At 39.3% G+C, this 14,489-nt stretch carries 15 protein-coding genes and 1 tRNA gene; 6 read left to right on the forward strand and 10 right to left on the reverse strand.

Going from position 1 to position 14,489, the window contains the following annotated elements:
• The first annotated feature begins 8 nt into the window (after window positions 1–8).
• Window positions 9–95 (forward strand) — tRNA-Leu (locus DYI81_RS14410).
• A 200-nt stretch (window positions 96–295) separates the two neighbouring features.
• Here DYI81_RS14410 and DYI81_RS14415 read toward each other — a convergent pair.
• The 3 genes from DYI81_RS14415 to DYI81_RS14420 all read right to left on the reverse strand — a co-directional run bounded on the left by DYI81_RS14415 (window position 296) and on the right by DYI81_RS14420 (window position 2,691).
• The gene (locus DYI81_RS14415) at window positions 296–1,204 is read right to left on the reverse strand and encodes a WYL domain-containing protein (protein ID WP_117007947.1); all 909 of its coding nucleotides are present in this window, start codon (window positions 1,202–1,204) and stop codon (window positions 296–298) included.
• 97 nt (window positions 1,205–1,301) lie between these two features.
• Window positions 1,302–1,466 carry a hypothetical protein gene (locus DYI81_RS17970; RefSeq protein WP_165382512.1) on the reverse strand — a complete coding sequence of 55 codons (165 nt, stop codon included), beginning with the start codon at window positions 1,464–1,466 and terminating at the stop codon, window positions 1,302–1,304.
• A 229-nt stretch (window positions 1,467–1,695) separates the two neighbouring features.
• Window positions 1,696–2,691 (reverse strand): NAD(P)H-quinone oxidoreductase, encoded by a 996-nt coding sequence (locus DYI81_RS14420; RefSeq protein WP_117007948.1) that lies wholly within the window; start codon window positions 2,689–2,691, stop codon window positions 1,696–1,698.
• 131 nt (window positions 2,692–2,822) lie between these two features.
• On the opposite strand from DYI81_RS14420, the gene DYI81_RS14425 reads away from it, so the two are divergent.
• The gene (locus DYI81_RS14425) at window positions 2,823–3,173 is read left to right on the forward strand and encodes a thioredoxin family protein (RefSeq protein ID WP_117007949.1); all 351 of its coding nucleotides are present in this window, start codon (window positions 2,823–2,825) and stop codon (window positions 3,171–3,173) included.
• Window positions 3,174–3,189: 16 nt separating this feature from the next.
• Here DYI81_RS14425 and DYI81_RS14430 read toward each other — a convergent pair whose 3' ends face one another.
• Genes DYI81_RS14430 through DYI81_RS14440 form a run of 3 tightly spaced genes read right to left on the reverse strand, consistent with a single transcriptional unit; the run spans window position 3,190 to window position 4,299 of the window.
• Window positions 3,190–3,450, reverse strand: a complete 261-nt coding sequence (locus DYI81_RS14430) for a DUF2798 domain-containing protein (RefSeq protein WP_117007950.1) — start codon at window positions 3,448–3,450, stop codon at window positions 3,190–3,192.
• 10 nt (window positions 3,451–3,460) lie between these two features.
• Entirely contained in the window at window positions 3,461–3,781 is a 321-nt protein-coding gene (locus DYI81_RS14435) for a DUF3861 domain-containing protein (protein ID WP_117007951.1), read from the reverse strand.
• Window positions 3,781–4,299 carry a PadR family transcriptional regulator gene (locus DYI81_RS14440; RefSeq protein ID WP_106985712.1) on the reverse strand — a complete coding sequence of 173 codons (519 nt, stop codon included), beginning with the start codon at window positions 4,297–4,299 and terminating at the stop codon, window positions 3,781–3,783. The genes DYI81_RS14435 and DYI81_RS14440 overlap by 1 nt, the downstream gene beginning before the upstream one ends.
• A 299-nt stretch (window positions 4,300–4,598) precedes the next feature.
• Here DYI81_RS14440 and DYI81_RS14445 point away from each other — a divergent pair, with 299 nt between their 5' ends.
• Window positions 4,599–5,756 carry a sterol desaturase family protein gene (locus DYI81_RS14445; protein WP_106985713.1) on the forward strand — a complete coding sequence of 386 codons (1,158 nt, stop codon included), beginning with the start codon at window positions 4,599–4,601 and terminating at the stop codon, window positions 5,754–5,756.
• Window positions 5,757–5,936: 180 nt separating this feature from the next.
• On the opposite strand, the gene DYI81_RS14450 is transcribed toward DYI81_RS14445, so the two are convergent.
• The 4 genes from DYI81_RS14450 to cysD form a co-directional block, all read right to left on the reverse strand.
• Complete coding sequence (locus tag DYI81_RS14450; RefSeq protein WP_106985714.1) at window positions 5,937–6,974, reverse strand: macro domain-containing protein; 1,038 nt, start codon at window positions 6,972–6,974, stop codon at window positions 5,937–5,939.
• 9 nt (window positions 6,975–6,983) lie between these two features.
• Window positions 6,984–7,619, reverse strand: a complete 636-nt coding sequence (locus DYI81_RS14455) for a DUF4433 domain-containing protein (protein WP_106985738.1) — start codon at window positions 7,617–7,619, stop codon at window positions 6,984–6,986.
• A gap of 134 nt (window positions 7,620–7,753) precedes the next feature.
• Window positions 7,754–9,367: a sulfate adenylyltransferase subunit CysN gene (gene cysN / locus DYI81_RS14460; protein ID WP_106985715.1), complete on the reverse strand. Its 1,614-nt coding sequence runs from the start codon at window positions 9,365–9,367 to the stop codon at window positions 7,754–7,756.
• A 152-nt stretch (window positions 9,368–9,519) separates the two neighbouring features.
• Window positions 9,520–10,434 (reverse strand): sulfate adenylyltransferase subunit CysD, encoded by a 915-nt coding sequence (gene cysD, locus DYI81_RS14465; protein WP_106985716.1) that lies wholly within the window; start codon window positions 10,432–10,434, stop codon window positions 9,520–9,522.
• Window positions 10,435–10,757: 323 nt separating this feature from the next.
• Between cysD and DYI81_RS14470 the strand changes: the two genes are divergently transcribed.
• The 3 genes from DYI81_RS14470 (at window position 10,758) to DYI81_RS14480 (ending at window position 14,174) form a co-directional block, all read left to right on the forward strand.
• Window positions 10,758–11,300 carry a hypothetical protein gene (locus tag DYI81_RS14470; protein WP_106985717.1) on the forward strand — a complete coding sequence of 181 codons (543 nt, stop codon included), beginning with the start codon at window positions 10,758–10,760 and terminating at the stop codon, window positions 11,298–11,300.
• 463 nt (window positions 11,301–11,763) lie between these two features.
• Entirely contained in the window at window positions 11,764–12,402 is a 639-nt protein-coding gene (locus DYI81_RS14475) for a YqiJ family protein (RefSeq protein WP_106985718.1), read from the forward strand.
• A 68-nt stretch (window positions 12,403–12,470) separates the two neighbouring features.
• On the forward strand, window positions 12,471–14,174 hold the full coding sequence (locus DYI81_RS14480; protein WP_106985719.1) for a flotillin family protein: 1,704 nt from the start codon (window positions 12,471–12,473) through the stop codon (window positions 14,172–14,174).
• The last annotated feature ends 315 nt before the right edge of the window (window positions 14,175–14,489 follow it).

The raw sequence follows: 14,489 nt of genomic DNA on the forward strand, positions 1-14,489 counted from the left end.
CTTGTTAAGCCCGAGTGGTGAAATCGGTAGACACAGGGGATTTAAAATCCCCCGACCTTCAAGTCGTGCCAGTTCGAGTCTGGCCTCGGGCACCATCTTTCTACTACAGATTGATTGGTGCATATAAAGAACCCAGCGTTAAGCTGGTTTTTTTATGCCTAAAATTTGGCTTTCGCATCATTTTATTGGTCAATCCCCCTTCTTCGTTTTGAACGCATAAAAAAAGCACCCTTACGGATGCTGTGGAAAAACAGTTAAAATTTTATTTATTTTGAAATAATTTCAACATTTATAGCTAAGCACATTGATCTTGCAAATACATCATCAAACTCTGTTTAAGTTCTTGCCTTAAACTTTCTGGCTGTAAAATGGATAAGCCTGGTATCCAAAAACGTATTAAAGGCAACAGTTGCATGGTATGTGCAATCTGACAACTTAAAATTAATGCCCCATCTTCCAGCTCTTGTAAGATCTGTTGCTCTGGCAACAAGCGTCGTTGCTTAAAATAACTTGCAATATTCGAAGCGACTTTAATCTGCACCTCAAACTTATCTTGACCAAACCAAATACTGTCTTCATCTTGCAAACTGCTTAACACAGTATGATCTGGAAGAAATGTCTCATATTCATGCTTGGTTGCTTGTAGCTGCATGTGGCTTAAACGATAAGTTCTTAATTGTCCTTTACGGACAGCCGCCAAGTACCAACTACCATGATGATGAATTAAACGATAAGGCTGTACCAATTTAGGTTCATTTTTATATAAAAAACCAATTTGACGATGCTGCTGTATAGCACTACTTAAGCTTTGAAATAATTCAATATATAGTGAGGCATCTTCATATTCGTAACCTTTAGCGCTATACACCTCTGATGCCTGCTGATTTAACAGTTCCTTTAAAAAAGGAAAATCTAATGAGGGATACAGTTGCTCTACCCCTGAAATTTGAGCAAAGTGCTTAAAATCATGAGGCTTAACTTTGGTTAAATAGGCAGGGTCTAAATAGAATTTTTTGCTTTGCTCATCTTGTAAAAGTGGCAAATTACTACTCATACGATCAAAGTCACGGCTAATCGTTCTTGTGCTGACTGAATATTCAAGCGCCAACTCTTTTATCGACAAACGTGCTCCTGCATTTAGCTTGGTCAGTATACTGGCCAAACGCTCAGCAAGACGTTCATGCGTCGAAGGATTTTCTTTCATACAATCTCTTTTTAATACGCTTTTTAAATAGCGTTATTTTTAGCGACAACCTACCCGATTTAATCCCAAGACACCTAAACTCACATGAAGCTGGGCTTTAATTTTGTGCTAAACGGTCAATATATCGCTCTAGATGCAACATGGCTTTATAGAGTTTATGCAAATCTCGCACGACCACTTTATTGCGTATAATTCCTTTATGTAGACGCTTTAAAGCTCGACCACTATGCAAATCCGTGTAAGCATTTGGAATAATTTTCATAATCCCTCCCTGAATGTGATTTAACACAAAACTTCAAAAAATAGTGTGATTTATTAATTACCTAATTTATACAAAACTTTGGACAGGTTGTGTCGAATAATTTGCATTTTTTTTACTTTTTGGCAAATTTTATGATTTATTTTAAGCACATAATTTGACGCACCTCACACTTTCTTATAAAAAACAAAAGCCAGCTCAAAGAGCTGGCTTTTATTCAGTTTTTGCTCATTTATGCAGTCACATTTACCACAACTTTTCCAATATGCTCACCCGTATCCATACACGCATGTGCTTCTTGAATTTGATCAAAATTAAATGTCTTATAGATCATTGGTAAGCATTCACCTTTTGCCCATAGCGGTGCCACATGCTCTTGCAAGCCTTGTGCAATTTCGGCCTTTTCTGCGGTATTACGCGCGCGCATGGTAGAACCTGTAATAGTCAAACGCTTCATCATGATTTGACCCAATTTCACGTCTTTGGCTTTTGCACCACCTAAGAAAGCGATATACACCAAACGCCCGTCACGGCGCAGCAGATTCAAGTTCTTTTCTAAATACGGCGCGCCCACCATATCTAAAACCACATCCACACCGCCATTCTCGGTTGCGTCATTAATCACTTGCTCAAAATCTTGAGTTTTATAGTTAATGGCTGTGGTTAAATTTGAAATAGCGGCTACTTTTTCATCTGAACCCACGGTTGCAAATGACTTTAGACCCAAAGATTTACATAACATTAGCGCAGTGGTGCCAATACCGCTTGCGCCACCATGCACCAGTACGGTTTCACCTGCTTTGGCATGCGCCATTTGGAATACATTGGCCCAAACTGTAAAGAATGTTTCAGGAATGGCCGCCGCTTGAGTAAAGCTAACACCTTCAGGAATACGAATAGTTTGGCTTTCAGGCACCACGCAATATTCTGCATAACCGCCACCATTGGTCAGACCGCAGACTTTATCACCCACCTTAAATAAAGTGACATCAGTACCTACAGCAACCACTTCGCCTGCAACCTCTAAACCCGGTACTGGCGTCACGCCTTTCGGCATTGGATACAAGCCTTGGCGCTGTAAAATGTCTGGGCGGTTAATACCAAAGGCATGCACTTTAACCAGCACTTCATCCGCTTTCGCCTCTGGGATGGCAACACTTTCATAGGCCAGTTTTTCAACACCGCCCGGTTCAGTAATAATGACCTGCTGCATGCTTTGCTGTGACATTGTTTTTCCTTTTCAATTATTGACTATTCATCTATCTATGCACTATTTGAACATAGAAATGCCGCAGAATGAATAAACATGGACTTATGTATAATCTGTACTGTATTTCGTAAATGAATAATAGGCCAAGCATGTCTCAGATCGTTGAATACAATAAAGATAACGCTAAAGACTATGAATGGTTCGATGGTTTTGCCGTGATTCGCTTCTATGCAGACTGGTGCGCGCCATGTGTACAGAACTTCCCTGTATTTGAACAATGTGCAAGCCAAATGTCTTCGCAGCATGCACGGCTCAAATTTGGCAAGGTGAATGTTGATTCCTCACCGATACTGACCTTGCGTTATAAGGTTTATGGACTGCCTTCAACCTTAGTGTTTTATCGCGGGCAAGTGATTCAACGTATTGCAGGTGTCAAATCACTTTCTGAATTAACAGCCATCATTCTAAGCGCTATGCAGTCACACTCAGACAATGACTAAGCAAATTTCCTAACTGTTATTTGGAGGTCGGTTCATTCGGCAGGCGTACAAACTTCATTAACGTATTACGCACCAATGGCAACACGATCAAAATGAGCGGAAAGGCCATCATCCACGACATGCTCCATGCGCGCAGCCACATGCCAAGAAAACCTTCAACTAAGCCTTTATTCATCAGCATGTTAAAGCAGGAAATTGAACCGCTCATAATGCCGGACAAGATTAGGGGCATCAGCCAAGTCATGTGTTTGGGATGAAATTTTGGGAGTTGATTCATCTGTAAATACCTATTGTTCGTCTTGGGCTGAGTTCTGGGCTTTTACGGTTTGTTTCAGTGTTTTCATAAACTGACCAAAATACGGCATGAAATCTTTAAATAAAGGATGGTCTTTATTTTCCAACAAAGTTTCACCAAATAGTTTCAGACCCACGGCAAAGGCTTTGGTCTTTTCATCATCTAATAATTGCGCTTTGGTCAAATGCTCCAGCACCTTAAACAGGTCATCATGGTTGTAGGCATTAAACTGCAAAGCTTCTGTATAGGTCGATGGATTGCCCTGTGCATCCGCAATGTGTTTGAGTGTAATTTCATATTGATGCTGTTTCACTAAGACACCTCCATACGGCTGATTTCGACGGCCGCCTGATCGATTTTTTCTGCAATGGCATACACCTGTTCAGATGTCAGTTCACAGTGCTGAATTTTGATGCGTAGTGATGCTTTTAGGTTTTCCATCGCACGCTTGATGTCAACGTATTGTTCATTGTTATGAATTTGCTTGCGGGTATCAAAACGGCACAGAATTTTCTCTACTGTGGCTTTTTCTGCATCTAGGTGCTGTATGCCTGACTGCGTAACGCTGTATTGTTTACGGTCTTCTGCATTCAGTTCTGCGTGTATGTATTGCTGTTCTTCGAGGTAATTCAGCGTTGGGTAAATTGTCCCTGTGCTTGGGCTGTAGCCACCGCCGACGATTGCACCGACATCTTTGATAATATCGTAGCTGAACTTAGGCGCTTGAGAGATCAAATGTAGCACCAATAGTTTCATGTGCCCTGCTTCAAACAAGCGTTTGCGGGTTTTAGCAGGACTATCGTTAACAGCAAGAAGGTCAGAATTTGACATCGCAAAGATACACCTTAAGATTTATTAAGATATATCTTATATTAAATTAAAAAATTTTCAACTCTGTATACACAATCAGCACAAATGATTTATTTTCTGCCCTAACGTGAGCTTTAGCGTTTGATTTGCTGGGCAATGTGTTGAAATTCAACTCTGTTTTGGCAGTACATCTTGGTGATGTGTACAGCCTAAAATTTTTCAGCATTCGATTTCATCGCACAATTTCGTATATAATTCGACTGTGTTTAAATTAAGCATACCGCCTAAAACCAATAACAATCACGATATAAAGAATAACAATGACCGATCATCTGCGACATAAATTTGAGAATCTTGAACTTCAAGCTGGCCAAGGCAAAATCAGTGCGTTTATGTCCATGTCCTTAGGGCTTTTAGGCATATTTTCTGCTTTGTGCTTTTTGTTTCCTAGTGTACTAACCACCCCCGAATTACGCCCACTGTATAGCAAGCATTATGATGTGTTTTATTACACGCTTTTGGCGGGAATTGTTTTGGCTGCGGGTTTTGGGGCTTATAGCGCCATTATTAAGCAAAATAGATATGGTTTTTATGGGCTGTGTTTTAGTTTGCTGGCTGTGGTTTTGGGCTGTGGCTTAATTAAAGCGCCTACGCTTCCTGCTTTGCCATTTTATGCAGGTTTTGATTACTTTGTGATTACGCTGATTATTTTGGCGGCTGTGTTTATTCCGCTTGAAGGTTTTTTTGCCAAAAATAAGGAACAAAAGTTATTGCGTGTAGGCTGGGTGACAGACATGAAGTATTTTATGTTTAGCCATGTGGGGATTCAGCTGTTTTCGTTTTTAACCGTAATGCCAATTCAATATTGGATTACGCACCTGCCTTCTAACCCGATTGTTCCTTGGGTGCAAGCGCAGCCGATGTGGCTGCAGTTTATTGAGCTATTAATTGTGGTAGATTTCACAACCTATTGGTTGCACCGTGCTATGCATGAGGTGAATTTTTTATGGCGTTTTCATGCTATTCACCATTCTACGGAGCAAATGGATTGGCTGGCGTCTTCTCGTTTGCACATTGTTGAAGTTTTAATGACGCGCTTTATTGCTACTTTGCCTATTTTTCTTTTAGGTTTTCATACTTCTGCGGTATTTGCGTATTTGGTGTTTATTTCTTTTCACGCGATTTTTATTCATTCGAATGTGCGTTTTCGCTTTCCGTATTTGCGCTGGATTATTGCTACACCTGAGTTTCATCATTGGCATCATTCTTCGGAAAAGCCTGCGATTGATAAAAATTATGCTGCTTTTATTCCGCTTTATGATGTGGTGTTTAAGTCGGTGTATATGCCGAATCATTTGGCGAGTGTATATGGGACAGTTGGCTATAAGATTCCCAATAGCTTTGTAAAGCAGTTCACTTGGCCGTTTAAGCGTTATGTAAACAAGTTGAAGAAGCGTTTTGGCAAAGATTCGATTTGAGTGAAAAAAGCCCTGCTACTAAAAGACATCTGCGTGTTTTAACAGGGCTACTATTAGCTGCGAAAAGATCTGAATTTGACATTGTAAAGATACACCTTAAGATTAATTAAGATGCATCTTAATGCATTTTTTAATTCTTCATATTAAATTAAACAAAACCACCTTGATGGTGGTTTTTAATTACAACAATACATAATTGTTTTGTAAGTTTTTATATGCGATATCAATTTGACGTGGAGTAAAATTTTTTTTGTTTAAATTCCAATTGTGAATTTTATTTACTAAATCTTCCCTATTATTAGATCCTTCATATTTAGCTACCCAATGAACAGATGCTAGTAACTCTAAACCATACCTACTTTCAAAACCATCTACTATATCTGTAACCTTTTCGAAGCGCTCTAATGTCTCAGGATAGCTTTTAAGAAACTCTCTAGCTTCTTCAATTGCTCCCGGCACCAAGCTTAAAGCTTTCGATGGATCATCTCCACCATCATCATAACCATGAATATAATGACCTTCCATCACATTCAATACATGTCTTAGATTATCTGCATAAGGACCATAATGCGCCTTTGTATAATTCAAACGTAATGGCTCGCCAACTTCTTGCATAAAATATAAAAGTTTCTGAACCTCCAATAATGATACAAAAGGATCCAATAAACCCTTTAAATATCTTTGCATTAGCTCAATTAAAATTGCACGCCCAGGCGTCATTTTGGGAACTTTCTTATTGATAACTTTCTCAATTTTTGTATCTAAACTTAGTGGTTCGAAAACAAGAATATCAACATCAGATAGATCACTTAAATGTTGAACTATTTTATCTTTTACATTATGCCAATCTAAACCACCTAAACCTGCACCTAATGGAGGTATTGCAATTGAGCTTATTTTTTTATTCTTAATTTCTAAAGCCAAACTATTTAAACCTGAATCTATATCTTCGATACGACTAGCACCTTTCCAATGTCTTTTTGTTGGGAAATTAACGATATATCTAGGATTTGTTAATTCTAGTGTTTCATAAACAAACATTTTTCCAGGTACTACTTCGTTATGTTTACAAGCTAAAGCATATTGTTTAAAGTTTTCTGGCCATGCTTTTTTAAATTGAAGAGCAATACCTCTCCCCATTACTCCTACACAATTAACTGTGTTTACAATAGCTTCGACATCTGCTTTTAATATGTCGCCATGAGTAAATCTAATCATAACGAAATCTCAATAATACCATTCTGGCATAATTCTAACATGAGGCCTATAGCTTTGACCAACCAATACAGTGTTAACTCTAGTCAACATAGCTTGATTACAAACACCTATTTCTTTAACTAAGCTCCATGGAATTGAATTCTCAATCAAAAATTCTGCTTGTTTTTGATCTCGGCAACTACTCCAATATCGACTGAAAATAGCATTCCAGTCTAATAAAATTAGATCACTTAAATTATTGTAATCTTCAAAAAATCTAGATCCAGCATTAGTAGAGGTAAAGACCCAACGTCTACTATTAGCTATTGCCCATTGAACACATTCATGCATATCAAAACGTAAATGAATGATATTAGACTGCCCTCCATCGTAGGTTAAATCCGAATTACCCTGATTAATCATATATAACATTACTGATCTAGGACAGAAATAGAATGGAACACATTGCCCTACATATAAATTAGGATAACAACTTAAAGTCAGCTCCGTTAAACGCCTTTGCTTTATATGACTTAGACCAATTACCGTACCACCAAACTGATTTTGAGACACAAGACTATCTGACAATAATCCATGGGATATTATCGAAGAAAGTTTATCAATGTGTGCTATATGATATAATTCAGGGTTACGTGGTACTGTCATCGAATCATCCATGAAATTTTTCTATTTCTTTTTATTGGGATGCTTAAAACAAAATCAACTTAAATCGTTAAATTTATATATTTTTTATAAAAACCCGCCTTTCGGCGGGTCTTTTTTTAAATCAATTCAACCAATTACAGACGAACTAACTCAACAATTTTCTCAGCAACTTCTTCAGCAGACTCAACTGTATAAGTCACATCAGTACCTTCAGCAGTATCTGTAATCACAACCACACCAGTTTCACGAACTAGTGCAATTTGCTCTACAGTTAAACCAGCTTTCGCAATCGCAACTACACCTTGCTGAATCAACAAACTTTCAATCGCTTGCGCATTTTCAAGGGCTTTCGCAGTCACAGTTACCGCAGCAGGTTTTTGACCTAAACGTGCAGCACGCACTTCAGCAGTCACAGGCTCGTTGTGTGCAGTCCATTCAATTGCAGACTCAACCATACCCGCACCAACAGTTACGTTATTTAAACGGTCAATAAAGATAAATGAACCTGTGTAACGGCTGTCTTGATAGCGGTCAAATACCACTGGCGCATCAAACTCGATGGTTACATCCGCAATTGAGTTTAACTCAAGCTCAGACACTTCCATTTTTTCCAATGTGTTTACATTGGTACGATAGTTGATTTTCGCAACTTTCGCAGGAATAGTTTGTGTACCAAACTTCACGTTATACAGTTTGCCAACCACTAAAGGCGCATCTGTCATCCATACCACAGAGGCACGTGCAGAACGTGAAATTAACGGTTGTTCGCCCGCTTTTACCAACACGTTACCGCGTGAAATATCAATTTCATCATTTAGCGTAAGTGTTACCGCTTGACCTGCAACAGCATAGTCTAAGTTACCGTCAAAAGTCACGATTTCTTTAACAGTAGACGACTTACCAGATGGCAATGCAGTAATGGTATCGCCAACTTTCACTTCACCAAGTGCAATCGTACCGCAGAAGCCACGGAAGTCGAGGTTCGGACGGTTGACATACTGAACTGGGAAACGGAATTCGTGCTTGCTCGTATCATGCGAAATTTCAACAGTTTCCAAAGTCTCCATTAAAGTCTGACCTTGGTACCAAGGTGTAGATGGAGATTTGTTTACAACGTTATCACCATTCAACGCAGAAATTGGCGTGAAGATAATGTTCGCAGGTTTACGGTCGCCCAATTGGTTTACGAACTCGTTGTACTCTGCTTGAATTTCATTGAAGCGCGCTTCAGAGAATTCAACCAAGTCCATTTTGTTCACTGCAACCACAATATTACGAATACCCAAAAGACTCGCAATGAATGAGTGACGACGAGTTTGCGTTTGAACGCCATAACGCGCATCAATCAAGATGATCGCTAAATCGGCAGTCGACGCACCAGTTGCCATGTTACGTGTGTATTGCTCATGCCCTGGGGTGTCGGCAATAATGAACTTACGTTTTTCTGTAGAGAAATAACGGTAAGCCACGTCAATAGTAATACCCTGCTCACGTTCCGCTTGCAAACCATCGACAAGTAAAGCCAAGTCAGGTGCATCACCCGTAGTACCCACTTTTTTAGAGTCACGAGTCACGGCTTGCAATTGATCTTCATAAATCAATTTTGAATCGTAAAGTAAACGGCCAATTAGAGTCGATTTACCATCATCCACGTTACCGCAAGTCAGGAAACGTAGAAGGTCTTTATTTTCGTGTTGTTTTAAATACGCCAAGATGTCTTGGCTAATTAAATCTGATTGATGAGACATTGCTCAAAGCTCCACATATTCTTTTGAAATCGGTTTCTGAATCTTTTTAATCCCTCTAAATCTCCCTTTAAGAAAGGGAGACTTCGCTCCGTTCTTTCTCGGGAGTACCCCCTCTTTAGTAAAGAGGGGGTTAGGGGGAGATTATGAGATTCTTAGAAGTAACCTTCCTGCTTTTTCTTTTCCATCGAACCTGCTTCGTCATGGTCGATCATACGGCCTTGACGTTCAGATGTGGTGGCTAAAAGCATCTCTTGGATAATTTCCGGTAAAGTTGTTGCAGTTGATTCAACCGCACCTGTAAGTGGGTAACAACCTAAAGTACGGAAACGCACCGATTTCATTTGTGGCACTTCACCTTCGTTCAAACGCATACGCTCATCATCAACCATGATCAGTGTACCGCTACGCTCAACCACTGGACGTTCAGCAGCCAAGTACAAAGGAACCAATTTAATGTTTTCGAGGTAGATGTACTGCCAAATATCCAACTCAGTCCAGTTAGACAATGGGAACACACGAATACTTTCGCCTTTGTTCACTTTACCGTTGTAAAGGTTCCAAAGCTCAGGACGTTGGTTTTTAGGGTCCCAACGGTGTTTGGTATCACGGAATGAGTAAACACGTTCCTTAGCACGAGATTTCTCTTCGTCACGGCGCGCGCCACCAAAGGCAGCATCAAACTGATATTTATCAAGTGCTTGTTTTAAGCCTTGAGTTTTCATGATGTCAGTATATTTAGAGCTACCGTAATCGAATGGGTTTACACCTGCATCTTTACCTTCTTTGTTTTGATGCACGATCAAATCAAAGCCATGCTCTTTCGCCATGTTGTCACGGAAAGTAATCATGTCTTTAAACTTCCAACCCGTATCTACATGCAGTAGTGGGAATGGTAGTTTGGCAGGATAGAATGCTTTCAATGCTAAATGCAGCATGACTGCTGAATCTTTACCAATCGAGTAGAGCATGACTGGGTTTTCAAACTCAGCTGCTACTTCACGGATAATATGAATACTCTCAGCTTCTAGCTGTTTAAGATGAGTAAGTCTTTCCTCATTTAACGACATGGACAACACCAGCTTAGAAAAACGTGTACTTATGACACTTTTGAAAATTTATATTCATTATAGTGATTTAGTTATCTAAACTATTGCTTGTTTTATTATATTGATATGCAAATTCGTCATATAAAACTTTGCTGATAGTACATATCAATTTTAATTAATCAATAAAGCACACTATATCAAACCAGCTGATTCTAGCGCTTTAGCGCCAAAATATTAAGTTTAGGTAACAATAACGCCATAGTTAATAACTCTTAAGCATGTATTTGCAAGTTTCATTTTTCACTTTAGATTAAAGTGAATCTAGCCAATCTCACCCATAGACTATGCCTTATAGCCATTTTGACCTTGAAGCACTTAATGCCCGCTTAGCACAGGCGAAACTTGCTGGCTTTATCTATCAGCATCAGCAACACATGCTTATTTTACAAGAAGCCTTGAGCGAAGACGGTTCAGCACTGAATAATTTTGTACAACATGAACTGAGCTCTGATCAATTAGGTCTGCAATTTGGTCTACGACTTTCGGAGCAAAAGTGGGAATTTGTGATTGGGATTACCCACAGCAACCAAGACCGTCGCTATGAAATTGGTGCGGGTAATTTAAAAGGCGATCAACGGGCCTTTAATTTACTGTATGCGTTTTATAATTATCCGAAAGGTTTTTATACCATTAGTATGCCCTTGGCCTGCAATGCTACCCAATTAAAAAATGCCATTGAAGAGCAACTATATGCACTGCCTGAAATGGCATTTTTAGACAGCGCTGTAAAAACCAATCCTATGGGTGAACAAGTGCAATGGATGAAAGCATTTATTGAACAAAATGCCTTAGATATGAAAGTCCGTATTCAAACCTCTTTACTCTAAATACGAGCCTATGTACACCAAACACATCGTTTGAAATAACAAAAGTTAAAGCACTGTATGAAATTAAGATGTGTAGGTATTGAGATCTTGCACCTACTCTGTGGTTTAGCCAGTTAAATAAGGACTGGCTAAGTTCTATTCTGATGGCTCAAATACAAAAATAATAAAGCTGAGTCAATTTAAAACATGTAATTTGAGTAAACGCATGCTGTATTTTTACCACATTTAAAGCGTGACTCAATCAAATAAAATGCCAATCTTTCAAGATTTAAAGCACGTTTTATGCAAAAAATATGCAATTGAGATGAAAATTTCTTATACATTTTGACAATTTTTGTCAGCTATTTTTTTACACAACTCCATCATTCAATGGTATATTTAATTGAATAAATATGAGTAGCCAGCAAACATTTAAGCTTAAATGTTTGAAACAAAACTCCAAATATAAAAGAGAACAACCTATATGTGGGAATTATTCACACATCCAGCGAACATCGCATTTAGCACCAGTTTGTGCTTAATGTTTTTGTTTGGGATTTTTGAAATTCTGCTAACAATCATTGGAGGCGGTTCACAAACACTGCTTGACCAATTTTTAACAGATAGCGCAACTCCCAATGCAGAAACACACATTGATGCCGATCACGGCTTAATGGGTAAGGCTTTAGATTGGCTTTACTTAGGACGTGTTCCTTTGTTTGTTTGGTTAATTATCTTTTTAACAGCCTATGCGCTCACAGGTTTTATCATTCAAGGCATCACCCTTCAAATGACCGACATGTTGTTTAATGTTTGGCTTATTTCATTTGCTTGCCTGTTTTTATGTATGCCTGTGGTTCGCACTGTAGCGAAGTTAGTGGCAAAAATCTTACCTCAAGATGAAACGATGGCCATTTATAGTGATGAGTTAATTGGCCGTACAGCAACCATTATTTTGGGTGAAGCACGACAAAACTACCCTGCTCAGGCCAAAGTGATCGATCACCATGGCACAACGCATTACATTTTGGTCGAACCTGAAACCGAAGCGACATTTGGTCAAGGTCAGTCTGTTATTTTAACGCATAAAATCAAAACCGTTTTTCAGGCTGTATCTGTATAAGTACTTTAATTTATTCTCTTTAATTTTATTTTTTATTCAATTACAACAATCTTGAGTTATTTACAACAATGTTAGACATGATTCCAAGTAGCCTACTCATTAGCGTAGGCATTATCTTTGCAGCATTTATTTTTATTGGTTTTATCTTGGCTCGACTTTACCGTCGCTCAAGCAAAGAAATTTCTTTTGTGCGTACTGGCTTTGGCGGTGAAAAAGTAATTTTAGGTGGCGGTGCAATTGTGCTCCCTGTGTTACATGAAATTATTCCAGTCAATATGAATACCCTACGCCTAGAAGTACGCCGTGCGGATGACCAAGCGCTGATTACCCGCGACCGTATGCGTGTGGACGTGATGGCAGAGTTTTATGTACGTGTAAAACCAACTGCTGACTCCATTGCAACAGCAGCACAAACTTTGGGTCAAAAAACCATGTCACCCAATGAGCTGAAAAATTTAGTTGAGGGTAAATTTGTTGACTCGCTTCGTGCCGTTGCCGCTGAAATGGCGATGGAAGAATTACATGAAAAACGTGTCGACTTTGTGCAAAAAGTACAGCAGGTCGTATCTGAAGATTTGCATAAAAACGGTTTAGAGCTTGAGACTGTTTCATTAACGGGCTTAGACCAAACTGGCTTTAAGTACTTTAACCCACAAAATGCCTTCGATGCCGAAGGTTTAACTAAACTCACAGAAACCATTGAAGACCGTCGTCGTAAGCGTAATGCAATTGAGCAAGATGCTGACTTAGCGATCAAAACCAAAAACTTAGAAGCAGAACAAGCTCGCTTGCAGATTCTACGTGAAGAAGAATATGCCAAGTTACAACAAGAACGTGAAATTTCTGTACGTCGCGCAGAACAGCTTGCAGAAATTGCATCGCAAGAAGCAGCTAAAAAACGTGAAGCTGAAGAAGCGCGTATTGCAGCTGAACGTGAAGTCGACTTAAAGCGTATTACTGCTGCCCGTGACGTTGAAAATCAAAATATTCAAAAGTCACAGATCATTCAGCAAGCACAAGTAGAGCAAAAGAAAACCATTGAACTGGCTGAGCAAGACCGCGCAATTGCGATTGCGGAAAAATCTCGTGCAGAATCTGAAGCCAAAGCACATGCCGATCAAGCTCGTGCTCAAGCGGTAAAAGCTGAAGAAGAAGTGATTACCGTCCGCCAAATTCAACAAGCAGAGCGTCAAAAGGCTGTTGAATTGGTATCTGCAAAAGAAAAAGCAGAGAAAGAAGCGATTGCAATTACTGTGGCTGCCGAAGCAGGCAAACAAGCTGCTGCTGATGATGCAGAAGCGATACGTATTGCAGCTGAAGCAGAAGCCGAAAAAGTTCGCTTAAAAGCCAAAGGTGAAGCAGATGCGAAAGTTTTGCTCGCACAGGCGATGGAAAAACAATATCAAGTGGATGCTGAAGGTACACGCGCTGTAAACGAAGCAAATAACGTATTGTCATCTGAACAGGTTGAAATGCAGATTCGTTTAGCGATGCTGAAGTACTTGCCTGAAATTATCCGTGAAAGCGTAAAACCAATGGAAAACATTGACGACATTAAGATTTTGCAAGTCAATGGTCTTGGTGGTGTAACTGGCTCAACAGCTGGTGTTGAAGGCGAACAAGGTCAAGTTGCATTGTCTGATCAAGTCGTGAATAGTGCCCTACGCTATCGCTCTCAAGCCCCGCTAATTGACAGCTTAATGAGTGAACTTGGCATTCAAGGTGGCGATATTAATGGCTTAACTCAAAGCTTAAAAACCAGCAAAAACTAAGTTTTGAGTGAGTTATACATTCTGGATGAATTAAAAAAGCAGTGTTCGCACTGCTTTTTTATGGCTTCGTTTTTTTCAGAGCCTTCAAACTTCACTCTTATTTAAGAGTAGGCTCAATCTTCTCATGCAGTTTCACTTAACCCTAAAGCCGAACAAATACCCAAGCCATTATTGCTCTTATATACAAGCTTAGATTAGCATTTGAAGTGCAACACCATGTTGTTGCCATAATACCTGACTCGGACTTTTAAAGCCGAGTCTTTTTCTTGGCCGATGATTCAAGCGTTGAGTGATTTCTGAAATATATTCATCCGT

This window comes from Acinetobacter sp. SWAC5 (genome assembly GCF_003419885.1).
In the GTDB taxonomy this organism is placed as follows: Bacteria; Pseudomonadota; Gammaproteobacteria; order Pseudomonadales; family Moraxellaceae; genus Acinetobacter; species Acinetobacter cumulans.